General features: G+C 66.8%; 17 protein-coding genes. 7 read left to right on the top strand and 10 right to left on the bottom strand.

From position 1 onward, the window contains the following. Nucleotides 1-87 precede the first annotated feature (87 nt). Nucleotides 88-879, bottom strand: coding sequence for a hypothetical protein (locus KY501_RS41720; RefSeq protein ID WP_224369582.1), 792 nt, complete (start codon nt 877-879; stop codon nt 88-90). Next, on the bottom strand, nt 876-1,988 hold the full coding sequence (locus tag KY501_RS41725; protein ID WP_224369584.1) for a WD40 repeat domain-containing protein: 1,113 nt from the start codon (nt 1,986-1,988) through the stop codon (nt 876-878). The genes KY501_RS41720 and KY501_RS41725 overlap by 4 nt, the downstream gene beginning before the upstream one ends. 226 nt (nt 1,989-2,214) lie before the next feature. Here KY501_RS41725 and KY501_RS41730 point away from each other — a divergent pair, with 226 nt between their 5' ends. Further along, nucleotides 2,215-3,390: an ankyrin repeat domain-containing protein gene (locus KY501_RS41730; RefSeq protein WP_224369585.1), complete on the top strand. Its 1,176-nt coding sequence runs from the start codon at nt 2,215-2,217 to the stop codon at nt 3,388-3,390. Between the two features lie 80 nt (nt 3,391-3,470). On the opposite strand, the gene KY501_RS41735 is transcribed toward KY501_RS41730, so the two are convergent. Then, the gene (locus tag KY501_RS41735) at nt 3,471-5,153 is read right to left on the bottom strand and encodes an NHL repeat-containing protein (RefSeq protein WP_224369587.1); all 1,683 of its coding nucleotides are present in this window, start codon (nt 5,151-5,153) and stop codon (nt 3,471-3,473) included. Between the two features lie 206 nt (nt 5,154-5,359). Between KY501_RS41735 and KY501_RS54585 the strand changes: the two genes are divergently transcribed. Next, nucleotides 5,360-6,088 carry a putative quinol monooxygenase gene (locus tag KY501_RS54585; RefSeq protein WP_224369589.1) on the top strand — a complete coding sequence of 243 codons (729 nt, stop codon included), beginning with the start codon at nt 5,360-5,362 and terminating at the stop codon, nt 6,086-6,088. A 37-nt stretch (nt 6,089-6,125) separates the two neighbouring features. On the opposite strand, the gene KY501_RS41745 is transcribed toward KY501_RS54585, so the two are convergent. Continuing rightward, on the bottom strand, nt 6,126-7,013 hold the full coding sequence (locus KY501_RS41745; RefSeq protein WP_224369591.1) for a LysR family transcriptional regulator: 888 nt from the start codon (nt 7,011-7,013) through the stop codon (nt 6,126-6,128). A gap of 324 nt (nt 7,014-7,337) precedes the next feature. Here KY501_RS41745 and KY501_RS41750 point away from each other — a divergent pair, with 324 nt between their 5' ends. Next, nucleotides 7,338-8,855, top strand: a complete 1,518-nt coding sequence (locus tag KY501_RS41750; RefSeq protein ID WP_224369593.1) for a hypothetical protein — start codon at nt 7,338-7,340, stop codon at nt 8,853-8,855. A 67-nt stretch (nt 8,856-8,922) separates the two neighbouring features. On the opposite strand, the gene KY501_RS41755 is transcribed toward KY501_RS41750, so the two are convergent. Further along, entirely contained in the window at nt 8,923-9,765 is an 843-nt protein-coding gene (locus KY501_RS41755) for a helix-turn-helix transcriptional regulator (RefSeq protein WP_224369595.1), read from the bottom strand. A 147-nt stretch (nt 9,766-9,912) separates the two neighbouring features. Here KY501_RS41755 and KY501_RS41760 point away from each other — a divergent pair, with 147 nt between their 5' ends. Continuing rightward, nucleotides 9,913-10,650 carry an SDR family oxidoreductase gene (locus KY501_RS41760; protein ID WP_224369597.1) on the top strand — a complete coding sequence of 246 codons (738 nt, stop codon included), beginning with the start codon at nt 9,913-9,915 and terminating at the stop codon, nt 10,648-10,650. On the opposite strand, the gene KY501_RS41765 is transcribed toward KY501_RS41760, so the two are convergent. The 3 genes from KY501_RS41765 to KY501_RS41775 all read right to left on the bottom strand — a co-directional run bounded on the left by KY501_RS41765 (nt 10,641) and on the right by KY501_RS41775 (nt 16,986). Beyond that, on the bottom strand, nt 10,641-15,221 hold the full coding sequence (locus KY501_RS41765; RefSeq protein WP_224369599.1) for an Ig-like domain-containing protein: 4,581 nt from the start codon (nt 15,219-15,221) through the stop codon (nt 10,641-10,643). The genes KY501_RS41760 and KY501_RS41765 overlap by 10 nt on opposite strands. A gap of 217 nt (nt 15,222-15,438) precedes the next feature. Continuing rightward, nucleotides 15,439-16,059, bottom strand: a complete 621-nt coding sequence (locus tag KY501_RS41770; protein ID WP_224369601.1) for a trypsin-like serine peptidase — start codon at nt 16,057-16,059, stop codon at nt 15,439-15,441. A 153-nt stretch (nt 16,060-16,212) separates the two neighbouring features. Then, nucleotides 16,213-16,986, bottom strand: a complete 774-nt coding sequence (locus KY501_RS41775) for a zinc-dependent metalloprotease (RefSeq protein ID WP_224369603.1) — start codon at nt 16,984-16,986, stop codon at nt 16,213-16,215. 342 nt (nt 16,987-17,328) lie between these two features. Here KY501_RS41775 and KY501_RS41780 point away from each other — a divergent pair, with 342 nt between their 5' ends. The 3 genes from KY501_RS41780 (at nt 17,329) to KY501_RS41790 (ending at nt 22,824) form a co-directional block, all read left to right on the top strand. After that, a complete protein-coding gene (locus tag KY501_RS41780; protein WP_224369606.1) occupies nt 17,329-18,510 on the top strand; it encodes a DUF6068 family protein in 1,182 nt (393 codons plus the stop codon). A gap of 111 nt (nt 18,511-18,621) precedes the next feature. After that, nucleotides 18,622-21,108, top strand: coding sequence for a hypothetical protein (locus KY501_RS41785; RefSeq protein ID WP_224369607.1), 2,487 nt, complete (start codon nt 18,622-18,624; stop codon nt 21,106-21,108). A gap of 255 nt (nt 21,109-21,363) precedes the next feature. Next, nucleotides 21,364-22,824 (top strand): hypothetical protein, encoded by a 1,461-nt coding sequence (locus KY501_RS41790; protein ID WP_224369609.1) that lies wholly within the window; start codon nt 21,364-21,366, stop codon nt 22,822-22,824. An 83-nt stretch (nt 22,825-22,907) separates the two neighbouring features. Here KY501_RS41790 and KY501_RS41795 read toward each other — a convergent pair whose 3' ends face one another. Then, entirely contained in the window at nt 22,908-23,789 is an 882-nt protein-coding gene (locus tag KY501_RS41795) for a carbohydrate ABC transporter permease (RefSeq protein ID WP_224369611.1), read from the bottom strand. A 30-nt stretch (nt 23,790-23,819) separates the two neighbouring features. Further along, nucleotides 23,820-25,148, bottom strand: a complete 1,329-nt coding sequence (locus KY501_RS41800) for an ABC transporter substrate-binding protein (protein WP_224369613.1) — start codon at nt 25,146-25,148, stop codon at nt 23,820-23,822. Nucleotides 25,149-25,325 lie beyond the last annotated feature (177 nt).

Here is a 25,325-nt window from a genome sequence, read left to right on the forward strand (position 1 = left end):
CCGCTGGTTCCACCCAGCGTTTCTCTCTGGCCGGGGACCCAGCTTGATCCTATCGAGGGCACGTGTCGATGCTCACGGGAGCGATGATCAGAACGGGCTCAGAATAGATGCCATTCCGAGGAGAGCGGCCGCAACCGCAGCCGCGATGGCCTCCGCGACCCAGGCCACCAGTGTCACGGCGAGCGCTGCGTAGATGACGACAATCAAGGCCTTCCAACTCAGCTGATCGCAGGCATTCCTGCAGAAGCCGTTCGCGCTTTCGTAGATGGCGAAGCACGGGCGCCACTGCTCCCACCAAAACGCGACATGAAGATCGAAAAGCAAGGTATTGCTCACCAGATCGCGAAGAAGCACACCCGCGTGCCACGAGTCGCGTTTGACGCATCCCCCAACGTAGTGCTTTTCAAAGCTGAGACGGATGAAGTAGCCGGGGATTTTGAATTTTGCATCCGAAGCCAACTCGAGTCGCCGCTCCTGTGGCGCTGAGCGCAGTCCGAGACGTGGATGAGTGTGGGGCGTGACAATCAGATCCAAAGCGTAGGGATCATCCAGGGATTGAGCGTGATGCAGGGGATGGCGGGCGATGGGCTGTAATGGGGGAGGAACGTCAGAGAGGAGGGATGCTGGATTGAAAGACTGACTGTCAGAGTCGGATTTGAACTCGCCGAGGCCTTGCCCTTGGCGTGTCGCCACGTGGATCAAGCCCGAGGAATCCACGGAAAGAATGAACGCAGCAGGAACTGGCGCATCTGATTCGTCGCGGCCGTGCATGAATCGAGCAGGTGCTATGCCCGGGGTCTTGGCAGGATAACACCCCGTGCCCAGCAGGTTCGTGGTGCTCAGCCCGGCCCACGCCAAGAGTTCCCGACGTGAGATCATGGCGTCAATGCTCCAGCCCCAAGCCTCCAGGAAATGAGGCGTCCATCCCATCCACCAGTGATGAGCATTCCCTCAGGTAGCGAGACAAAGACGCTCAAGTTGCCGCGCCTGTTCTCATTGAATACCAGGGTCCGCTTGTAGGCTCCTTCGGACTTGCGCCATAGGCTGAGTGCGGATGCTCCATCGTCTTCCAAGAGCAAAGCGCCATCGATGCACCCGCGGAGACGGCCGTTTTGCCGCTGAAGAAGGACTGACTTGTCCGTCGCCATGATCCACACGAGCACCTCTGGATGGCGTCGCCATCCAAGCACTGACCGATCTCCCCGATCAGCCGACAGTAGCTCCTCGGGGCCACCATTCATGACCTCGACGATCTGACTGTGATGCTCGTTGAGAACCTGAACAAGCTCCCACTTCTCTGCGAAGGGATGCGCTCTCCAGACCTTGAGCTGTGGTTCATGTCCGCCTGCTGAGAGCAGGTCTCCGTTCTGGAGGTTGGCGAGAGCATAGAGCGGGCCCTCATGCGCCTGCAGGGTTCCTGTCTTTTCCCAGCCTTCGGAAGACGTGTCTGGGCGCCAGCTGCAAATCTGACCCGTGGAGTCGCCCGACAGGAGCGAGCCGTCCGGCAGCTCCAAGAAAGTGGATGCACGCTCGATGGGCAGTTGCTGGAGGAAGAAGAAGCCTCGCTCCGTTTCGGACCATCGGGAGAGAGCAGGGCGTCCCGCCGTTCCGCTCGCCCATGCAAGGAGGTACCCCGAATGGGTCTCGAGCATGCGATCATTGTAGTGGTTGCGATCATCGGGGAGCTCGAGCTGCTGACGCTGCTCCAGCTTGCCGGAGACTGGCTCTATCTCCCAGACAGCGATTCCTCCCTCGTGGCCTGCGGAGAGCAGGACGCCACGGGGGCTTGGACGGACCAGCAATACCTCTGAGTGCGGAGTGGTGACCTCGGCGAGCAAGAGGAACCTGCCGGTACGTGCCTCAACCTTCCACGATTTGAGCATCCCATCACCGCCCGCGGTCACAAGAAGGCCCGAGGGAAATGCGCAGATGGACCAGATAGCGCCCTTGTGCGCCTGAATGGACTGAAGCGGAGGGAGCACTTGCATGACGGGGGCAGCCCAGCGAGAGGCGCAAAGCGTACCGCATGGGGAGCCGGCATTGTTGGGATACGCGTCACTCGCGAAGGCTCATGAGCAGGTGGCTCGAGGCGACCAGGAGAGCGGCTGAGGGTGCGTCGGGTCTTTTCGCTGGGTATGCTCCGCCACCATGCCGGCTTGGTGGGACAAGGTGAAGCGCAGGTTCAGTCGCGAGAAAGCCGTGCCGCAGAGCGGAATGCCCGAACCCGCGAAGTGGCTCGCCGCGGACGATCCCGGCAACCCCTTCGGTGTGCCGTTGCTCAACCTCATGCTGACGCAGGAGTATGTGGCGACGACGCAAGACCCGGCGAACGCCCAGCGTGCGGTGTCGTGGATGCAGTCGGTGGGCGACGAACTCGATGTCCGCAAGGCGATGGCAGCGCCAGCGATCGACTGCGCGCTGACCTTCCCGGCCGCTGCGATTCTGCCCGATGGCATCGTGTATGCGCCGCCGTCGATGGACCAGAAGTGGGTGCTTGCGTGGAGGCACGGCCAGCTCATCGCCGCGCGGAGCTGGACAGGCGAAGTCGAGGCGGTCGCGGAGGCCAGACACGAGGGAGCGTCGCTGCGAGTCGAGCGGCTGCACCTGGTCGAGTCCTCGATGTTGCGGCTGGGGGAGCCGTCGCAGACATTCGAGTGGCTCATTCGCTGCCACGCGCTCGGTGAGAAGTTGCCGTTCCCAGTCGACGAGCAGGGTGCTTCGGTCCTCCAGGACATGCCCTTGCAGGCGTTCAGCGGGTTCGGGAAGGTCATCTTCTGCGCCGCGCGCACGTGGGCTCCGCCCGCAGCGACACGCCCGCTTCGGTCGGACGGCCGGCTCATCCGCGCGGCGCAGCGAGGCGACCTCGCGGCGCTATCGAGCGCGGTGGAGGCGGGTGAATCGGTAGATGCTCAGGGCACTCACGACGGGTACACCGCACTGCATTGGGCGGTGGCGCGGGGAGATCGCGCGATGCTCGAACGCCTGCTCTCGCTCGGGGCGAAGGCGACATCCATCGACGATCGAGGCGGCACCTCGCTCATGATCGCGGTGGTCTACCGGGCGCCGCTCGAGGTGCTCGAGGTGGTGCGAGCAGCAGCCCCGGCGCTTGCTGCCGCAGCGAACTCCGATGGATTCACCGCGCTACATGCCGCCGCCGAAGTGAACAACGCGCAGGCCGTGCCGTGGCTGCTGAGCAGCGGCTTGCCGCTCGAGGTGAGGACGAAGCACGGGCACACGGCGCTGCACATCGCCTGTGCACTCGGGCACGTCGAGGCAGCCCGCGCGCTCCTGGATGCCGGCGCCGACCGCAACGCGAGCTCACCGGGAGGAACCCCGCGTGAGGTTGCGCTCGCCGAGGGGAAGCCGCAGACCGCTGCCCTCTTCGAGTAGGCACTCGTTGCCAGCGTAGGGGAAGACTCCCAGGCTCGCTTCCCTGAGAGTCAGGCCCTGAGCGGTGCCGGCCCGCTGGCTCACAGCGAGCAGGTGCCGAGGGGCAGGTAGATGGCGACGGACTCGCTGTCGCTCGAGAACTGCACCATCCCGAAGCCATCCGTGGTGTTCGAGTACCCGCTCAGGGTGAACGTGTGCGAGCAACTCGTGCAGCTCAGCGTGTAGTTCACGGAGGTGGGGTTCACGCCCGCCCAGGTGGTCGACGAGTCGTGGACGTTGAGGTACTGGTCCGAGGTGATCAGCGCCGACTTGCCGTGGCCCCAGCGATCGACGAGCGCGTAGTTGAAGAGCCGGCCTTGGGGATCGAACGCGACGAAGGTGAAGCCCAGGTTCGCCGAGCCGCTGGTGACCAGGCCGCACTCATCCAGGGGCAGGCCATCGTGGGTGATCTGGTTGATCTCCATCGTCGGGCCGGTGTTGTCGATGAGCAGGCTCACCTGTCTCTGGGTCGCCAGGAGCGCGTACGCCGAGGTGTACGTCTTCACGGTGACCGTGTGCTTCGCGTTCGAGAGCAGCGGCTGGGTGTTCAAGATGAAGCCCAGGTCCGGGACCGCCCAGATCTCGGAAGCGGTCGGCACGGCGAAGTAGCCATTGGCGTCCGGGGCCACCTGGGTGAGGACGAAGGTGGAGCCGTTCCACTTGTAGTTGTTCCAGATTGCTTTCGAGGGCGTGGCGCTGCCGTCGACGAAGACGCGGTAGTAGGCCCCGCCCACGCCGCGGATGCCGGGGAAGTTCAGCATGATGTGCGGCGAGCCGCCGAACGAGGCGTTCTTCACGTAGAAGTAGTACGCCGGATCCGTTGTCGCCAGGCCCGTCGCCGCGTCGATCGTCGTCGAGGGAATGTGGCCCACCCGGGTGATGACAGGGCCGAGCGGCAGCCCTCCCGAGAGGCGGATCTGGTTCACCGAGCCGTCACTCACCTCGTACAGGATGTCGGGATCGAGAGCGCGGACCACGGACGAGGCAGGGGACGGGACGTCGGCCACCAGCGTGTTCCCCGCGGGCGTGGTGGCCAGATCGATGCGGCGGACACGGCTGGTCGTCGAGTCGCCCTCGACCACGTAGAGCGCGGTCTTCGCGTCATTGGCCCAGGCGAGGCCCGCCGGACTCCTGAGGCGCGAGACGAGCGTGGTGAGTGTCTGGGTCTTGAGGTCGAACTTCAGCAGGCGGCTCGAGTCGGTGAGGTAGGCGGTCTGGAAGTCCGCGCTCATGGCGAGCCCTATCAAGCTGGTGAGGCCGGTGGGGATGAGCGTCTTCTGGCCGCCGTAGAGGTTCACCTTCCAGATCCCCGTGGTGCCGCTATCGGAGATGTATGCCACGGCGTTGGCGGAATCGATGACCATCTGTCGAGGTGTGGAGAGCCCGTTGGTCACCTCGGTATGGGTCGATGAGTGGGGAGCACACTTGAAAACCCGGCCGTCCCGGGTGGCGACGTAGGGGTAGTAGGTGCCGGAGACATAGAGGATGTCCACGGCCAGCGGCTCTCCGAGGCCGGTGTGGATCGTCGTGACGGTGCCAGTCGCCACATCGAAGCGGGACAGCTTGTCCGACAGGTACTCGGTGAAGAACAGCTCCTGGGTGGCGGGGTTGAACGCGCTGCCGTGGCCTCCGACGAGGCCGGTGGCTACGGTGGTGACGGTGGCACCGCTCGCCGCCGTGGCAACGAGCAGGGCCAGCGCGGATGCCCAAGTCAGGACCTTCATGTCTTCTCCTTGGAGGGGAACTCGAAGGAGGTACGGCGGACCGGAAGGATATTCCCCGGCATTTACGAGGCCGGCATAGACGCTGGCTATCGATCCATCGCCGGGCGCGGCTACAACGAACGCAGCGAGATCTCTATATCTCTGGACCATCACGGTGCCGCGAGCCATCGCCCCGTGATGACACCCCGCTGTCTGGAGATCCCACCATGAGCCTCTTCCTGAATCGGCGAAGCCTTGTCCTGCTGTCCTCGGTCACCCTGCTTGCCAGCTCGGGGTGTGCCTCCACGTCGAGCGGCTCGGGAAAGCCTTCCAGTGAGGCCGCGGAGAATGTGCGCGTGGGGCTCCTGGTCCGGCTCGAGGCGAAGCCAGGCAAGGAGGCCGATGTGCAGAAGTTCCTCGAAGGGGGCCTGCCCATCGTCCAGGGCGAACCGGCCACCACCCAGTGGTTCGCACTGCGCTTCGGTCCGTCCTCCTTCGGCATCTTCGACACCTTTCCGGATGATGCGGGCCGTCAGGCGCACCTGAAGGGCCAGGTGGCCGCGGCATTGATGGCGCAGGCTCCCGAGCTCTTCTCCACGCCCCCCGACATCGAGCCCGTGGATTTGCTCGCCACCAAGGCTCCCGGCACGACGGACACGCAGGTGCACAAGGCGCTCGCCGTCATCCTGGAGGCCAGGCCTGGCAAGGAGGGTGAGGTGCAGCAGTTCCTCGAGGGAGGCCTGCCCATCGTTCGGGGAGAGCCGGCGACCACGCACTGGTACGCGCTGCGCCTGTCTCCCACGCGATTCGGGATCTTCGACACCTTCTCAGGGGAGGAGGGGCGTCAGGCGCACCTCGGTGGCCAGGTGGCCGCTGCGCTGATGGCGAAGAGTCCGGACTTGCTCGCCAGCCCGCCCAGGATCGAGCAGGTGGACGTGCTCGCGTCCAAGCCTTGAGGCGGGCAGCACCGGCTCGCGGCAAAGCGGTGGGGGCTCAGGCTCTCGCCGCACGAGGCCGGCCCGCTCGCGCGAGCAGGGTCTGCCAGAAGAGTCGTGCCGCCGGGGGCGCCGTCCTGTCTCCCGAGCGGACCAGTGAGACGGTGCGCTGGAGTTCGGGCTCGACGAGTGGGCGCGCGGAGTGGATGCCCAGCAAGAGCGAGTCCTCGGGAAGGAAGGCAAATCCCACCCCGGCCGCGACGAGGCTCTGCACCCAGTCCTCGCGCTCCGTGCGATAGCTCGCGTAGAGGGAGACTTCGCGCACCGCGCAGAGCGCCGAGACCTGTTCCCTCATCTCGCACGAGAGCCGATCGACGTAGGGCTGGCTGGAGAGGTCCGCCAGCCGGACGGTGTCCTTCGCCTCGAGGCGGTGCCCCGGGGGAAGGAGGACGACGTAGCGCTCCTCATAGAGGGGGGAGACGACACACCAGTCTGGGACGGAAGGCGCGGCGTTCGTGATGGCGAGATCGATCTCTGCCTCCTCGAGCCGCTGGAGCACGGCGTCCCGAGAGCCGGCATGGAGTTCAATCTCCACGCCAGGCGCCTCGGCGCGAAATGCGGCCAGGTGTCCCGAGAGCCGAGCCGGGCCAATGGTGTTCAGCACGCCCACGCGCAGCGGGACCTGCTTGAGCCGGCGGTGGTTCTCCGCCGCCAGGGAGATGCACCGGCTCTCCTCCTCGATGCGCTGCAGGCGCGGCAGGATCATCCGCCCGAGGGGCGTGAGCTTCGAGCCTCCCCGCTCGCGCAACAGGAGCGGCCCCCCGAGCTCGTTCTCCAGCTTCTTGATGGCGGCGGTCAGCGTGGGTTGGGACACCCGGCAGCGCTCGGCGGCGCGGGTGAAGCTGTGCGTCTCCGCCACGGCGAGGAAGTATCGAACCTGGTGCATCTCCATGGGAGCAGCTTTGCCCCCGGGTCATCCGCGGCACAACGGCTCAGCCGGAACCCCACGGCGCAACGACGCCGCAGCGCGTCGGGGATGAGGTCGTTTGATCCGCAGCCCCGCCCAGGTGGTGACAGCGATCCGGGCCCTGGTGATTGCGGCCACCAGTCCCCAGCCACCAGTCTTCCCCCCTCCACACGTAACCCCCTGGAATCAGGTGGGCGTATGCGGGCAAGGGTGGGATCTGAGGTGTGGCATGTCGGATGCTAAGGGACAAGGCATCACCCTCCGCTCCACCCACGGATGCGGTACCCCGAAGGAGATACTGTCATGGCCCGCATCGGTTTCCGTTCGCTCCGCCCGTCTTCCTTTGCTTCCGCTCCCAAGGCCGCCCCTGGATTGACCTCCCGCAACCCGTCGCTGACGCGGGGCATCCACAACCCGTCTCGCCCCGCGGTGACGTCCGAGGGCACGGCTCGCGGTCTGACCAGCAACCCCCGCAATGGCTTCCAGAAGGCTCCCGCGGCTCCCGAGGGGCACGGCCTGCAGCGCCGCAATGAGGGCCTGACGCCGGCCAAGCCGCACCTGAGCACCCCGCCGCAGGTGATGGCCTCCAACAACTTCCCGGATGTGAAGCCGGGCGGCGAGCTGTTTGGCGGCCCGGGCAACGGGGCGCGCGTGGACGCGACCCACGGGCTGGGTGGCACCGGCCACGTGACTTCGCTGAACGGCTCGGACGTGTCGGCTCCCGCCAGCTACCGCCCCAACATGGGCGACCGCCGCGGCAAGGCGCCGGATCAGTACATCGGCGCCCCCGACACCAAGGCCGAGGTTTCCAAGGAGCACAAGTCCTACCACCGGCCCTTCGTGGGCAACTCGGGCGACCCGGGCCACAACGGCGTGACGCTCAACGAGGCCAAGGCCGGCCGCTCGTGGGTGAAGGAGAACGAGAACGGGCGCCACACGCTCGCGGGCTCCGGCGAGCTGTCCTACTCGACGGGCAATGTGAAGGTGGAGAACACCGTCGACAGCCGCTTCGGCCGTACCGATTACAAGGCCTCCGCCGAGGGCCCCGGGGCCAAGCTGTCCGGCGAGTACGAGGCGCGCCTCAACACGAACCCCGGCGAGCAGGCGCTGGCCGCTCACGGCAAGCTCGAGGGCAAGGCGCAGCTCTATAACGTCAACGGCACGGTGGACCACAAGTTCAACAACCAGTTCGGCGTGGGCGCCCACGGCTTCTCCGAGGCCAGCGCCTTCTCCTCCAACGAGGCCTCGCTGGTGGCCGACCGCAAGAACCACACCTATATGGGCAAGCTGTCCAGCGCCAACATCGCTGGCGTGCAGGCCGGTGGCGGTGTCTCGGGCAAGTTCGGTCCCTTCCGCGGTGACGTGACGGCGGCCAAGCTGGTGGGTGCCGGCTACGTGTTCAACACGGGCGCGGGCGTCAACAACGGCGTCGCCAGCGGCGTGGTGGACCTGGGCGGTGCGATGGGCGCGGGCGGCCGTCTGCGAGTGGGCGCCAGCTTCGACGGAGTGGAGGCGAAGGACTCGCTGCGCAACGCGCACAACAAGATGACCAACCCGAACTACAGCCAGGACGTGCGCAACTACACCAAGGGTGCCACCCCCGAGGAGCGCATGCAGTTCCAGAAGCAGGTGGCCGAGCAGAACGAGCTGTTCCGCCAGCTGTCGACACAGTCGCAGACCACTCGCGAGAACGCGCTGTCCGCGCAGCTGAACAACTACCCGGCCGGCAAGAGCACCCGCGAGGATCGCATCCTCGGCGTGGACATCCCCTCCGGCCAGCTGGACCCGAAGATGTTCGACAGCATCTTCCCGGCGTCCTGAGCCTGAGAGCCGTAGGTTGATTCACGGGCACGCGGGCCACCCCCGCGTGCCCGTTCGCATTTCGGCCCTACTGCACGGCGCGGGCGAACTGGCCCGGAGTGAGCCCGACGATGCGCTTGAAATGGCGGTTGAGCTGGCTCTGGTCGTAGAGCCCCACCCGGAGCGCGACCTCCGAGGGTGTCAGCCCCTGGGACAGCAGCCGCCGGGCCCGGGAGATGCGCAGGTGGGTGAGGTACGCGTAGGGCGGCATCCCCACCTCTTCCCGGAAGACGCGGCACAGGTGGAACTTGTCCATGCCCGCGTGCCGGGCCAGGGCCTCCAGCGTGATGCCCTGCTCCAGGGCGTCGTGCAGTGCCTCGAGCGCCAGGCGAACGGGCCTGTGCGAGCCCTGCTTCGGCTCGTCCGAGTCACCGAAGCACATGGCCAGCGCGGAGAGCGCCTCGGTCAACGCTGTCTGGAGTTCCAGTGGATGGGAAGGCTCCACCCTGTCCTCGTCGAGCAGCGCATGGAGGCGGACGAAGGGCGCCGCCGCCGCCTGCTCCCGATCGAGCTGGAGCCTCCGGAGGTGGGAGGAGGCTGGGGAGCCCAATGCCTCACGGGCCTCGGTGATGAACGCTTCCTCGAAGGTGATCACCTGGAATCGCGAGGGGCCATCACGGCGCAGATCGCGGTGGACTTCTCCCTTCTGCTTGAGGTCGATCGTCCGGGGAGTGGTGGACCGGACCTTGCCACGGCCCCACCACTCCGCGCGGCCTGAGTACGTCATCACCACCGCGAAGTATTCCTTCACGGAGTGCCACAGCCGGGTGTCGGTCCTGTAGCGCACCACCTGCACGCCCGGCAGCTCAGGGAGCAGGAAGGTCCGGATGGAGAGTGGGCCGTCAGAGACGGCGCGAAGGGGAGGGCTCACTCCTGGATTCTAACGCGCGCCTCCGCCGTGGCTTGGGCGATCTTGCGGTGCACGTGCCGCCAAGAGTGCCCAAGCCCGCTGTCCGGCCGCTGGCTATGCCTTGGCTCCACTGGCCCCGTCATGGAGGGGCGCGGAAAGGAAGACGGCATGTCAGGCATTCAGGGCAAGGTGGTTGCCATCACAGGCGCGAGCAGCGGTATCGGCGAGGCAACGGCGCTCCTTCTCGCCGAGCGCGGTGCGAAGGTCGTCCTCGGTGCGCGTGGAGTGGAGCGTCTCGAGGCGCTGGCGGCCCGCATCGCGCGCACCGGAGGAGAAGCCGTCTCCGCGCGGACGGACGTGAGGCGTCGCGACGACGTCTCCGGCCTCATCCGCCTGGCCTGTGAGCGGTACGGCAGGATTGACGTCCTCATCAACAATGCGGGCTCCATGGCCGTCTCTCCCCTGGACGAGCTGCGCGTCGACGACTGGGAGGAGATGGTCGACACCAACCTCAAAGGCGTTCTGTTCGGCATCGCGGCGGCGCTGCCTGTCTTTCGCAAGCAAGGCTCCGGGCACTTCGTCAACATCGCCTCGACCTCGGCCCATCGCATCGTCCCGACCCAGTCGGTCTACGCCGGAACGAAGTTCGCCGTGCGCGCCCTCTCCGAGGGCTTGCGCCAGGAAGCAGGTGACAAGCTGCGTGTGACGATCATCTCTCCTGGAATGATCCGGACGAACTTCCCGGATCATTTCAAGAATCCCGAGATGAGAGCCCAGGCCGAAGAGGCCCGGGAGAAGCTCGCGATCTCACCGGATGCGATTGCTCGCGCGATCGCATTCGCCATCGAACAGCCGGACGAAGTGGATGTGAGCGAGGTGATTGTCCGCCCTACCGCTCAGGGATGACCGCGAGTCAGAGCGCGTCGGCGGCGCAGGCAGGCGATGGCGAGGACAACAGCCACCCAGCTCGCGGCGGAAGTGGGGGCTGCGGTGCAGCCTCCTGCCTTGGCCGGAAGCGGCGGGTCCGGGGGCTGGGTGAGCGTGATCGTGAAGGCAGTCGGGACGGAGGCCGAGCCCTGGTTGCCCACGGCATCCACCGCGCTGACTGTCAGCGTGTGGCTTCCCGACGCAAGGGCTTCCTCGACTTGGAAGCTCCAGGTTCCATCGGTGTTCGCAACGATGCTTCCGACGACCTTGCCATCGAGGGAGAGGATGACCGTGCTGCCGGCTTCGGCGGTCCCAGAGAGGATGGGCGTCGCCGTATTCACCGTGGCGCCATTGGTGGGCGTCAGCACTACCGGGGCCTCGGGCGCCACCGTGTCCACGGTGAAGGAGCGGGCGGTGGAAGCGGAGCTGGTATTACTGGCCGCATCCGTCGCCCGCGCCGTGACGGAGTGAGCTCCCTGCTCAAGCGCGGTGTTCGGAGTGAAGCTCCAGTTTCCCGCGCCATCGGCCACCACCAACCCCGCCTCCATTCCGTCCAAGGAAACCGTGACGGTGCTGCCGGCTTCGGCGGTTCCGGAGATGACGGGCGTCTCGGTAGTCACCACAGCACCACTGGCTGGTGTCACCACCACCGGGGCCTCAGGCGCCACTGTGTCCACGGTGAAGGAGAGAGGACTGGAGGCGGGGCTGGTATTGCCGACGGCATCCGTCGCTTGCGCCGTGATGGAATGAGCTCCCTGCGCCAGCGCGGTGCTTGGGGTGAAGCTCCAGTTCCTGGAGCCATCGGTGACCACTGGCCCCAGCGTTGTCCCATCGAGGGAGATGGACACGCGACTGCCAGCCTCGGCTGTCCCAGAGATGACAGGCGTCGCGGTCTTCACCACAGCGCCATTGGCTGGTGTCAGCACCTCGGGGATGGCAGGTGCCAGCGAATCCACTCTGAAGGAGAGGGAGGAATAGGGGCTCACATTGCCGGCCGCATCCGTTGCCCACGCCGAGAGGGCGTGAGTCCCCTGCGCAAGTGGAGTGCTCGGGGTGAGGTTCCAGTTCCCTGAACCATCGGCGATGGCCGTCCTCGCCGCTGACCCATCCAAGGTCACGGACACCGTACTGCCAGCCTCGGCCTTTCCGGAGATGAGGGGCGTCGCGGTATTCACCACGGCGTCGCGAGCTGGTGTCACCACCGACGGGGCCGCGGGCGCCACCGAGTCCACGGTGAAGGAGCGGGGGTTGGATACAGGGCCGGTGTTGCCAGCCGCATCCGTCGCCCGCGCTGTGACCGAGTGGAGCCCTTGTGCGAGCGAAAAGGTTGGAGTGAGGCTCCAGCTCCCCGACCCATTGGCCGTCGCTATCCCCGCGACTGTCACATCCACAAAGACGGTCACCGTGCTGCCAGCTTCGGCCGTCCCGGAGATGGCGGGGCTCCGGGTGTTCACCACGGCGTCGCTGGCTGGCGTCACCACCACGGGGGGCAGCATGGGCGTCCCTTGCAGGACCACCAGCTTCCCGCCCGGGATGGCATTCGTGGTGACCGTGAGGAGATAGGAGCCTTCCGGAACGGACGGCACTGTGGTCGTCACCACCGTGTCCGAGAAGGTTCCTCCAGGCATTCTCGTCAGCGCTCCTCCTTCCACGGCGCTCAGGCTGAGCAAGGGGACCTGGGTGGCGGAGTTCCGGGTGCCGCCGCTGCTTGCCTCCGAGACTCCGCGGAAGCCGCTCCCGGTCACGTTGGCGGTCGCGCCCGGCCTCAAGATCGAGGTCTGGACCTTGGGGCGCCACGCATCGCTGGCTCCCGTGTCCTCGTACACCTCCGCGCTGGCCAGGGCACTGCCGTTGTTCGAACCCCCGGCGAAGAGCACCTTGCCCTGGGGTAGCAACGTCGCCGTATGGCCTCCGCGAGAGGCTTTCATGGAGCCCGTGGAAACCCAGGTGCCCGTCCCAGACTCATACACCTCCACGCTGGCCAGGGTTCCGGTGCCATCAGTGCCCCCAGCGACGATCACCTTGCCAGTGGGCAGCAGGGTTGCTGTATGCGAGAGGCGGCCTGCGGCCATGGAGCCCGTGGAAGTCCACGTGCCCGTCGTGGAGTCATACACCGCCGCGCTGGACAGGGCGCTGCCGTTCTGGCCACCGGTGACGAGGATCTTGCCATTGGGCAGCAGCGTCGCTGCGTGGCTGCTTCGAGCCGAGGCCATGGAGCCGGTCGCGGCCCAGGTGCCTGTTGCCGGGTCATACACTTCCGCGCTGGCCAGGGAGCCGCTGCCGTTGGCGCCACCGGTGACGAGGACCTTGCCAGTGGGCAGCAGCGTCGCCGTGTGGTTGCTTCGAGCCGAGACCATGGAGCCGGTTGCAGCCCAGGTGCCCGCCGCGGGGTCATACACCTCCGCGCTGGTCAGGGCATTGCCATTGGAGCCACCGGTCACGAGGACCTTGCCATTGGAGAGCAGCGTTGCCGAGTGGCTGCTTCGAGCCGAGGCCAGGGAGCCCGTGGAAGTCCACGTGCCTGTCGAGGAGTCATACACTTCCGCGCTGGCCAGAGCGCTGCTGTTCTGGCCACCGGTGACGAGGACCTTGCCATTGGGCAGCAGCGTCGCCTTGTGATTGCCGCGGGCCGAGACGAGGGAGCCGGTCGCAGCCCAGCTACTCGTTGCCGGGTCATACACTTCCGCGCTGGCCAGGGTGCCGTTGCCGTCGGAGCCGCCGGCGGCGAGGACCTTGCCATTGGGCAGCAACGTCGATGTGTGGCTGTTTCGGGCCGAAGCCAGAGTGCCGGTCGAGGTGCAGGTGCCTGCTCCGGGATCATACAGCTCGGCAGTGGCCAGATAGTTGGGGAAGCCGCTCCCAGCCACCAGGACCTTGCCATTGGGCAGCAGCGTCGCCGAGTGGCCGTCTCGTTCCGAGGTCAGGGTGCCGGCGGCAGCCCAGCTACCTGTTCCCGGGTCATACACCTCCGTGTTGGGGGTGTACGTTCCTCCGATCATGAGCACCTTGCCATCGGGCAGTAGCGTCGCCGAGTGGCCGTCTCGACTCACGGACATGGAGCCCGCGGAGGTCCAGGTGCCCGTTGCAGGGTTGTACACCTCTGCGTTCGACAGGAGGTTGTTGCCGTCGAATCCCCCGGCCACCAGGACCTTGCCATTGGGCAGCAGTGTCGCCGTGTGGCCCTCTCGGGGCGTGGTCATGGAGCCCGTGGAAGTCCAGGTGCCCGTTGCCGGGTTGTACACCTCCGCGGTGGTCAGCGTGTCCAACAGCGGGCCTCCCCGGCCTCCAACAATGAGCACCCTGCCATTGGGGAGCAGTGTCGCCGTGTGGATTTCGCGAAAGATGGCGGGTGCGTTGGTGGGAGCCCAGGTGCCTGTCGCGGGATCGTATAGCTCCGCGGTGGCCTCCCAGTTGGGATTCACGCCGCCCACCACGAGGACCTTGCCATTGGGCAGCAGCGTCGCCGTGTGGCTGTCGCGCGCAACGGTCAGTCGGCCCGTGGAAGCCCAGGTGCCCGTCGCGGGGTCATACAGCTCCGCGCTGGATAGAGAGAAGACGCCGTCGGAGCCCCCGGCGACGAGGACCTTGCCATTGGGCAACAGCGTCGCCGTGTTGCCCCCTCGAGCCGATGCCATGGAGCCGGTGGAAGCCCAGGTGCCCGTCGCGGGGTCATACAACTCCGCGCTGGTCAGGAGGGTGTTGTTGGCATTGCGGCCCCCGGAGGCAAGCACCTTGCCCGAGGGGAGCAGTGTCGCCTTGGGTCCACTCCGGACCGTGGACATGGAGCCGGTGGAGCTCCAGCCTGGATCCACGACGATGGGGCCCTCCAGGTCCTCCAACTCCACCGTCATCTCGACCTGCAGGGTGCGGCCCTTCAGCGCCAGCGGGGCGCGTCCTTCTTGTCCGAGGCTCGGCTCGGCTGCGAGGCCCTGCATCCGCATCTGGCCCTGGCGGCTGAGTCCCGTGGTGTCTCGCGCCACAGCGCGGTGCATCCGCAGCACGGGCACCTCCTGGCCGTCCAGGAACTCCAGGTAGTCCCCCGCGTCCCTCACCGATGCCACGCTCTCGGGCACGGTGATCTCGTAGTTCGCTCGGAAGGGCTGTCCTCCCCCCTCCATCACTACGTACTCCTCTACCCGCTGTGTCACCCACAGCCCTGGCTCCTCCACGGTTCCTGCCCCCACGGGGGTCCAGAAATGCCGGGCTCCATAGAAGGTGGCGCTCGTCCCATCCCGCGAAGAGGGAGTGCTGCCTGCTTCCTGTCGCACTTGGAAGACAACACCGCGGGTGCTGATCTCCAGAGCTCCGTCCTCGGTGGCTGGCAGCTTCACACGCAGGGCCGCCGTGGGGTTGACGGGCAGCTGCGGCGCTTCCTCCTTCATCCGCTCAGCGAATTCCGGGAAGTAGGCGCGTGCCAGCTCCAGCGCGGTGTCGTTTCCAGGCGCCCGACGCCAGGCTTCGGCGGCTCGCGCTCGCTCCTCGTTGGCAGGAACAGAAGGGGTGCAGTGGAGCCACAGGATGCCCATCAACAGCGGGAAGAGCCTGAGCAAGAAGGATGAAGCAGACCGGAGGTATCTCGCGTGAAACATGTGGAGCGCGCTTAGGAGCACCCCTCATGCCAATGGCACGCTGTGCTCGGCCCGCTCTCGTAGCCTCATCGGGGAGCCGCTGCTCCCGGCAAGAAGTTGCTGGGAGGTGTTTGCCCGCTGGCAAGAACTTGCCGCAGCCCCTCCGTCCCTGCTGTCGCTCGGTTCGAGCCGAACTGAATCAGCGCGAGGCGATGTCGGAGCTCTCCAGGTACGGCGACGCTTCGACAATGGCCTCCGCGGTCCAGCCCCAGTTGTCGCCGCCGCCCTTCTCGTCGCAATTGCCGTCGGTGTGGACGCCCAGCAGGTATCCCTGGCGATTGAGCACGCCCGCGCCGGAGCTCCCGACCAGGGTGTCCAGGTCCGTGTAGTAGACAAGCTGATCACACGAATCCAGGTACTCGCCTTCGGCGATGACCTTGGGATGACCTCGGGGATGCTGGATGATGGCCAGCCGCTCGCTGGCCTGGGATGTCAGGAGGACAGGTGTCACCGTGGGAAGCGTGTCGAGCTGGATGAGCGCATAGTCGGGCTCGTCCGCCTGCTCGATGACCGTGCCCTCGGTGATCAGCGTGTCGCCGTCGGCATCGTCCTCGAAGTTGAAGACCACCACATCCCGGTCGCCCAGCGCGACACAGTGCCCCGCGGTCAACACCACCGGCCCCTCGCTCGCTTGGATCAGCGTCCCGGTGCACCGCCCGTCAATCATGACGACGGCGTCTTCCGGGCCCTGCACGACGTCAGCGAACTCACCCTGGTAGCTGTTGATGGGGGTGAAATCCTGCGTCGGACCACACTGCACGAGGCTATGAACCTCCGGCCTCTTCGCGTTCCCACACACCTGGGGAACAGCGGGCACCGACGATCCACAGGCGGTAATGCCCAGGACGACGGTGCCCGCGAAAATCCAACCCCACAGAGTCATGAATGGCCCAGGGGGCTATTGTGCCATTTCTCAGTAGAGGGCGTTCAGCGCGGTCTTGTCCGAGCTGGTCCACTCACCGGTCTCGGTGGACCGGAAGCAGGAGTTCATCACGGAGCCGCCCACCGTGGCGGTGCTCGGCGTGCCGGAGATGAGGATGGCGCCCACCGTCGAGGCACCCTCGTTGGTGGCCGTACCACCGCAGCTGATGGCGCGGTTGTAGTAGTCCGAGTGACGGAAGCCGATCGTGTGGCCGATCTCGTGGGTGATGACGTGCTCGTTCACGTCCACGCTGTAGCTCTGCAGCGGGGTGCCGATGTTGATCGTGCCGTAGGGCTTGCCGCCGGAGGGGAAGCCGGAGGAGCCGCCCGTGGCCGTCGACGTCTGGGCGACGATGGTGGCGCTGCAGCCGCTGGTGGAGTTGCGCACCAGGGTGAAGCTCAGGCCCAGCTGGTTGTAGTTCTCGATGGCCAGATCGAGGCCCTGGCTCAGGCGGCTGTAGCTGTTGAAGGTAGAGGTGGGGTTGATGCAGATCTTCGTCACGGAGCTGCTGACCAGGTTGGTCGTCCGGTACTGCTCCTGGGTCTTGCCGTCCGTCTGGAGCATCTCGCGGGACGCCTCGAGGGTCACGTGAGCGTCGCGGCCCACGTACACGGCGCCATCGATGACCTGGATGTCGTCGGCCGGGAAGCCAGCGTCCTTCAGGTTGGAGACGATCTCCTCGTTCTCGCTCTGGGCATCGGTGCCGCCGCAGCCGGTCAGCAACGCACCACAGCTCACCACGAGGACAGCCGCTTTCTTGAACATTCTTGTTTTCCTCTGAGTCGGGGGATGCGCTGCCGCCTGGCTACCCACCAGCCGCGGACAGCGTGCCCCTTCCCTGAGCAAGTGCCGGGCCACTCATGTTCTCAGAGGGGAATAGCCCGCCTTTTGAGAATTACATGGAGTACCCATACTCCAGGTTCTCTGGGGTCAGTTGTAAAGGGGCGTGACAACCGGGGGCGTAAAGAGCTGTCCTGACAGCGCTTTCGCTTGCCGTGACTGAATGTTCACGTTCTGGACAGAGCTGTCCTTGAATCGGTCACCTGGCAAAGGCCCCAACGGCGCTCGGGTGAATACACTCTCACTGTACCCCGTCCCTCCCGCTATATGCGCCACTCACCCCTTCGCATCACCGCGCTGCTGGGCGCGGCCCTGTCCATCCTCCCGGGCTGCGCGAGCAGCAACGCGAACCTCTCCTCCTCTTCCGACACGCAGGCCCAGGCGCCTGCGCTCACGCAGGCCGCGGATGCCTGGAAGCGCGCTCGCGTGGGTGATCGGGTCACCTACTCCTTCTCCGCGACCCAAGGACCTGATCCCCGCGGCAGTGGCTACGCGCGCACCCTCGGCGGCCAGCTGACGCTGGAGGTGGTGGCCGTGCAGCAGCCCTGGGTCTGGGTGCGCGTTGCCTTTACCGACGAGGCCGGCAAGCCCCCGGCCCAGGCGCGGCTGGCGCAGGACCTCCTCCTCCCCGTTCGCGCGGACACGACGCGCCCGCTCAGTGTGCCTCCCGTGGGTGAGGCCACCGCCGAGCGCCTCTCCAGCGCGGGCCAGGACTGGCAGGCCGTGCGCTACGTCAGCGACCAGCGCCCCGTGGATGGTCCCCTGCGCACGCGCATCTACGCTACCGAGCCGGGCCCGCTCTACCTCACCCGTGGCCTGCTCGAGGCGAGCTCCGAGGCAGCGGGCTTCCACCTCCCGGGCGGCTTCACTCTGAAGCTGCGCGAGTTCCGCGAGGGCTCGGACGGAGCCACCGCTCCCGTGCCCGCGCTGGAGCGGCCCCTGGGCCCGGGCGCGTACTACGAGCGGTACGTGGACGTGGGCGGCCCGCCGAGTGTGCAGCGCGTGTGCTTCGCCGCCGAGCGCGGCTACCTTCTGCGCACCGAGGGGCCCGTCGATCCCAAGGCCGCACCCTGCTCGGACTTCTCCCAGGCCGAGCCCGAGCCCCTCGAGGACCTGGTGATGAACCTGCCCTGGGGTGCTCTGGCCGCGGGGGATTGGCCTCCTGCCGCTGCTGCCTCTGGCACCCGTGGCACCTTGACGGTGGAGGACCGCAGCGTGCCCGTCCTCACCGAGCAGAGCACCGAGACCGTCGAGGGCACTCCGCGCGTCTTCTCGCAGACCTACGCGGCCGAGCCGTGGGCCCCGGTGCTCGCGGGCCTGCCCTATGAGGCACGCTTCGACCCGTTCGCCAGCGGCACCGAGCGCGTGGTGGCCGGTGGCAAGCGTGAGTCCGAGGGCGGCACGCGGCTCGTGCGCTGGGGCTCGTGGCTCACGACTCGGAGTGAATAGAACCGCTACCCGTCCGTCTCGGCCAATGGTGGGTCCATGAGGCGGGCGGGGGCGGGCGTCGTCGAGACGCGGGGAGGACCGACAGCTCTTCACCCTGAAGGCAGGCCTCTCATGCGGATGCAACGGTGGTTGGCACTCGCGCTCGCGGGCACTCTCGCGGGCTGCTACGTGGGTCCCCCCTCGGATTGGGATGACGACTTCCCGGATGGCCCTACGGTGCCGGACGGATCCAACAGCGTCGAGGGGGTGGACTTCTTCATCGACTCGCTGACGGGCCCTTCGGTCCTGGGCGGTGACTCCCTGAAGGAAGTTCATGCGAAGCTCTGCAACCGAGGGAACATCTTCGGTGTCACCGACGTGTCCTTCTTCCTCTCGAAGGACAACACCCTCGATACGCGAGACACGTGGGTGGCCACCAGCTCGCGGATCAGCGTGCCTGCGGGAAGCTGCCGGGATGCGAGCGCGCAGGTGGGGTTCGTGGACCTGCCCGAGACGAGCTACTACCTGCTGGCCGCGGCGGATTTCGACGACTTCACGTTCGAGGCGGATGAGCGCAACAACGAAGGCACGGGAGGGCACATCTCCGTGGACTTCAACCCGCCCCCCAGGCCGTTCCTTTCGTGGGTGAGCTCCACGGACTCCTCGCCATTCCCGCTCCTGCAGGCGCAGGCGGAGGCGAACGACGTCATCCGCGTCTACCGGGGTGACAGTTGTTCCGGCACTCCCGTGGCCGAGGCGAACACCTGCGCGAGGGGCTACGCCCAGGTGCGCATCAACCTCTCCGAGTACTCCGAGACCTACTACTCGGCCCGGGCGTATGAGTCCGCGGGGAACGTCTCGGGGTGCAGCAGCATCCCGGCGCCCGGGGGATATGAGAACCCGGGCGAGGACGACACCACGCCTCCTCCGCCTCCGGTGATCACCGAGGCCACCTGGCAGTATGGGACGAATCAGCAGGCGCTGCGTGTGAGGGGCACCACGGAGGCCGGAGCGGAGGTGGGGATCTTCATCGACGCGCAGTGCACGGGCATCCCGGCCGCCACCGTGTTCGCGAACGCGAGTGGCGCCTTCAGCGCGAATCTCACCGTCCAGGCCGCGGGCGGAGCCACGGTCCGCCGTGTGTTCGTCGCCGCTCGGGACGCCGCGCTCAACGAGTCCGTGTGTGTCGAGGGCCCCAAGTACGACACACCGTGCGCACCGGGCTACGCCAACTGTGACGGCAACCCCGCCAATGGCTGCGAGGTGAACCTCACGGAGGATCCGAATCACTGCGGCACCTGCTCCACGAGCTGCGATACGCCCGGAGACGCGGTGGGCGTGTGCGTGGCGGGGACGTGCGGCAACGCGTGCGCCGTGGGCCGATACGACTGCGATGGGAACGCGGCCAACGGCTGCGAGTCCACCTACGCGTGCAGTCCCTCCACGTGCACCATCAGCCGCTCCGCGGAGCTGGCCATCACGGCGCTCTCGGTGGTGGAGGATCCGGTGCGCACGGTGCCGGGCGGGGCGTGGAGCTTCGGCACGTTGATGAAGGCGATGGCGGGAGACCAGGATCCCTCCGCGCTGGTGCGCCAATGGCTGAAGACGTGGACCACGCCGCAGACGATCAACGGAATCACCCTGCCGGCGCGCTCTCAGATGCTGTCGCGGGTGCTCGGGCCTTGGGAGGCGAAGAGCGGCGGAGCGAACCAGCCGCTGGACTTCAGCAAGGCGCCGTTCCGGCTGCTGGCCATCATGAACCGCATGGACCTGCGCAACCCTGGAGTCCAGTCGGGTGAGGGCCGGTTCGTGTTCGGGGTGCTGGACCCGCAGGGCAACCCGCTCGAGTTCACCGTCATCCTGGAGTTCGCGCTGCCGGGAGGCAGCCCGGAGGCCATCCAGCGCTGGGCGAAGGACTGGCACGAATTGGGCCAGTTGGGCCTGAACCACCCGAACTACAACGCGAAGCTGCAGGCGCTGACGGACCGCTTCGCGAAGACGGGGGTGATGGCGGGGCGGCCATTTGGCAACGCGCTCAACCAGATCCGCACCAACGAGTTCGTCCTGGCCGAGCCCTGGGAGATGCGCGAGTTCAACCTCACGGAGACGGGGCTGCGGCCCACGACGGTGAAGCTGACGCCGGATCTCGGGTTCGAGAACTCGAACATGCTGAGGGATTACATCCGGGCGAACCAGGCGGACATCCTGGCCGAGCAGCACGTGGTGCCGGAGCGCATCGGCGGGGTGCCGTTCCTCGGAGCATCGGCGCAGGTGCCGGAGGGGTTCTTCTGGCGGGCGCCGGCGGTCAACACCGAGGCCCGGCACAAGTTCTCGCTGAACACGTGCAGCGGGTGCCACGCGGGGGAGACAGGCACGGACTTCACGCACATCTCGCCTCGGGCGGCGGGCCGCCAGGCGGTGCTGTCGGTGTTCCTGAGAGGAGGCACGGTGAGGGATCCGTGGACGCTGGCGCCGAGGACCTTCGATGACCTGGGCCGTCGCGCCACGGACCTGGCGGCGCTGGTGTGCGGGACCAGCTCGGCGCAGGGGCTGACGGGTGTGGAGACGTTCGGGGGCTTCCCGGCACCCTCCAACCTGCCTCGGGCGCGCGTGCACTGAGCTCCTTACGCCGGTCCGAACGTTCGGACCGGCGTCAATCCGAACGCGCTCCAGGTGGTGACCGCACTCTCAGCCCTGGTGACCGCCCACATCAGCCTCCAGGCGCCGGGTACCTCCTGTCTGACGTAACCTCCTGAAATCACGCGAGTCGATGCCGCTGGAGGTGAGTCTCAGGTGTGGCATGTCGGATGCTAAGGGACATGGCATCACCTCTTCGTACCCGTCGCGAAGAGGTCCCTCGAAGGAGCTTCCACCATGGCTCGCATCGGCTTCCGCTCGCTCCGCCCTTCTTCGCTGTCCGCCACCCCCAAGGCCACCGCGCTGACCCCCCGCAGCCCGACGCAGGCACGTGGCGTCCACAACCCGAGCAAGCCCGCGGTGAGTTCGCAGGGCACGGCCCGCAGCCTGTTCGCCAAGAGCGAGCCGAAGGCGCCCGAGGGTTATGGGCTGACTCGCCGCAACGAGGGCCTGCTGTCCAACCAGCGCCGGTCGAATGCTCCGCAGTTGATGGCCTCCAACAACCCGACGGATGTGAAGCCGGGCGGCCAGCTCTTCAGCGCGCCGGGAGGCGTCGTGGTGAACTCGACGCACGGCCTGGCCGGCACCGGCGAAATCTCGTCCCTGGGGCGCTCGGACCTCTCGGCGCCGACCAGCTACAAGTCGGACCTGTCGGACCGCGTGGGCAAGCCGGTGAGCTCGTACACGGGAGCGCCGGGCACCAAGGCCGAGCAGAAGACGGAGAGCCGCCTGGAGAGCCGGCGCATCCAGGACATGATGAAGAGCAACACCGGTGGCCCCAGCAGCAACAACGTGGTCGCCAACGAGAAGAAGTACGGCTACTCGTACGCCAACGAGAACAGCAACGGCCGGTTCACCCGAGAGGGCGCGGCCGAGGCGTCGTACACCTCGGCGGCGGCGCGGGTGGAGGACAGCCACCAGGGCCGCTACGGGCGGACCGAGTGGAAGGCGAGCGCCGAGGGCCCCGGGGCGAAGGTGGGCGGTGAGTACGAGCTGCGGGCGAACAAGAACTCCGGCGAACAGGCGCTGGCCGCTCACGGCAAGCTCGAGGGCAAGGCGCAGCTCTACAACGTCAACGGCACCGTGGATCACAAGTTCAACAAGAACTTCGGCGTGGGCGCGCACGGCTTCTCGGATGCGACCGCCTCCACCTCTCACGAGGCCTCGCTGGTGGCGGACCGCAAGCAGCACACGTACATGGCCAAGGTGTCGAGCAGCGCCATCGCCGGAGTGCAGGCCGGTGGCGGCGTCTCAGGCAAGGTGGGCCCGTTCCAGGGCGACGTGACGGCGGGCAAGATGGTGGGTGTCGGGTACGCGTTCAACGCGGGGGCCGGCGTCAACCGCGGCGTCTACAGCGGCGTGGTGGACCTGGGCGGAGCGCTGGGGGCGGGTGGCCGGCTGCGAGTGGGCGCCAGCTTCGACGGAGTGGAGGCGAAGGACTCGCTGCGCAACGCGCACAACAAGATGACCAACCCGAACTACAGCCAGGACGTGCGCAACTACACCAAGGGAGCCACTCCCGAGGAGCGCGCGCAGTTCCAGAAGCAGACCATGGCCGAGAACGAGCTGTTCAACGCGGCGTACAAGCAGCAGTTGGCCGATCAGCGGGCGGCGCAGGTGAAGAACGCGACGGCGGTGGAGATTCCGTCCGGTTCGCTGAGCCCGGCGATGTTTGATCACATCTTCGCGGGTGGGTGAGCCCGAAAGGGCTCTCCCGATTCCGTGAAGGCTCAGACGGAGCATGGACAGGGGAGTGTCCATGCTCCGTCGTCTTTTTCAGGTCAGGCCCGGGTGAGCGACTTGCCGAACACGCCGAGCAGCAGGGCGGCGACCAGGTTGGCGAGCACCACGGCCACCAGGCCACCCGCGGAGGCCGAGCCCACGTCGAACTCGAGCAGGGCCTGGGTGAAGACGAGGTAGGGCAGGTTGGTCGTCGCGTCTCCCGGACCGCCACTGGTGGTGGTGAAGATCTCCGCGAAGATGTTGAGCAGGAAGATGGTCTCCACCATGACCACCACCGCGATGGGCCGCGACAGGTGCGGCAGCGTGAGGAAGCGGAAGATGGCCACCGGCGTGGCGCCGTCCATCTGCGCGGCTTCCTTCTGCTCCTGGTCCATCGACTGCAGGGACGTCACGAAGACGAGGATGGCGAAGGGCAGCCACTCCCACGCCACGATGATGATGACCGAGAGCAGGGGCCAGTCAGCGAACCAGTTGACGGGCGTGGCGCCCACCAACTGGAACATCCACGCGAACAGGCCCGAGACCGGGTTCATCAACAGGTTCTTCCAGACGAGTGCGCTCACCGTGGGCATGATGAAGAACGGTGAGATGAGCAGGATGCGCACCACCCCCTGCCCGGCGAACTTCGCGTCCACCAGCACGCTGATGAGCACCCCCAACACCACGGTGATGGCCAGCACGCTGCCCACCAGCACCAGGGTGATGAGCAGGCTGTGCAGGAAGCTCGGGGACGAGAGGAAATAGGTGAAGTTCTCCAGGCCCGCGAAGTCCCGGTTCTCTGGATTGAGCAGGACGTAGTTCTGCGTCGAGAAGTACACCGTCATGACCAGCGGGACGATCATCCATACGAACAGCAGGAAGATCGCCGGCGAGGCCGTGAGCCGGCCGACACGTCGGGATTCGCGGGTAGCTGCGGTCATCTCAAAGGCTCCTGGAGTATCAACGCGAGGCTACTTCTTCTTGTAGTAGCCCGCGCGGCTCATGGTGCGCTTCACCGCCTCGTTCAGGGTGGGCAGCTCCGCGTCCACCTTGGTGGTGCCCGCCAGGGCGCCCGAGATGCTCTTGCCCACCTGCGTACCGATGGCCTGGAACTCGGGGATGGTGGCGAACTGCACGCCGGTGTACGGCACCGGCTTGAGCGTGGGCGAGTCCGGGTTGGCCGTCTGGATGGCCTCCAGGGTGATGCGCGCGAACGGCGTGGCCTTCATGTACTCGGCGTTGGCGTAGGTGGACTTGCGGGTGCCCGGCGGCATGGCGGAGATGCCGTACTTCTTGGCCACCAGGGTGCCGTACTCCTTGGAGGTGGCCCACTGGATGAAGTCCGAGGCGGCCTGCTGCTGCTTGGAGCTGGTGGGGATGGCCAGCGCCCACGTCCACAGCCAGGAACTCCCCTTCTCGGTGACGTTGCGCGGCGCCTTGGCGAAGCCCACCTTGTCCGTCACCTGGCTCTGCGTCTTGTCGGTGACGAAGGCGCCCGCCACGCTCGCGTCCACCCACATGGCGCACTTGCCCGAGTTGAACAGCGTGAGGTTCTCGTTGAAGCCGTTGCTGCTGGGGCCCGGCGGGCCGAACTTGCTCAGCAGGTCCACGTAGAAGGTCACCGCCTGCTTCCACTCGGGCGAGTTGAGCTGCGGCTCCCAGTTCTCGTCGAACCAGCGGCCACCGTAGGCGTTCACGATGGTGGTGACCAGGGCCATGTTCTCGCCCCAGCCCGCCTTGCCGCGAAGACAGATGCCGTACACGTTCTTGGAGGGATCGTGCAGCTTCTCCGCGAAGCCGCGGATCTGCTCCCACGTGGGCTCCTCCGGCATCTTCAGGCCCTTGGCCGTGAAGAGATCCGTACGGTAGTAGGTGATGGAGCCCTCGGAGTAGAAGGGCAGCGCGTAGAGCTTGTTGTCCACGCTCAGCTGCTTGCGCACGTTGGGCATCAGGTCGTCCACGTCATACGTGGGCGAGAACTTCTCCAGCGGGGTGATCCAGCTCTTGCGGGCCCACATGGGCGCCTCGTAGGCCCCGATGGTGATGACGTCGAACTGGCCGCCTCCGGTGGTGATGTCCGTGGTGAGGCGCTGGCGCAGCGTGTTCTCCTCGAGCACCACCCAGTTCAGCTCCACGTCGGGGTGCTGCTCCTTGTAGGTCTTCGAGAGCGCTTGCATGCGGATCATGTCGCCGTTGTTGACGGTGCCGATGGTCAACGTGGTGGCGGCCAGCGCGCTGTCGGCGCCGAGCAACAATCCAAGTCCGACGAGAGCCGTGGAGACAGGATGCGATCTCTTCATGGTGTGACTCCGGGGAAGGGCGCCGCGGCACGCGCGAGACACGTGCCGGACGCGGGGGAGACGCGCGCACTCCATCAAATCCGCTCGGCGTGAACCAGGAGGTTTTGCTTCCCAGGTGTTTCTGATGCGGGCCCGCTCCGGCTCATCCCGGAGCAGAGAGCTGGGAGTGGACCCGAG

It is taken from the genome of Hyalangium versicolor, assembly GCF_020103695.1.
GTDB lineage: Bacteria > Myxococcota > Myxococcia > Myxococcales > Myxococcaceae > Hyalangium > Hyalangium versicolor.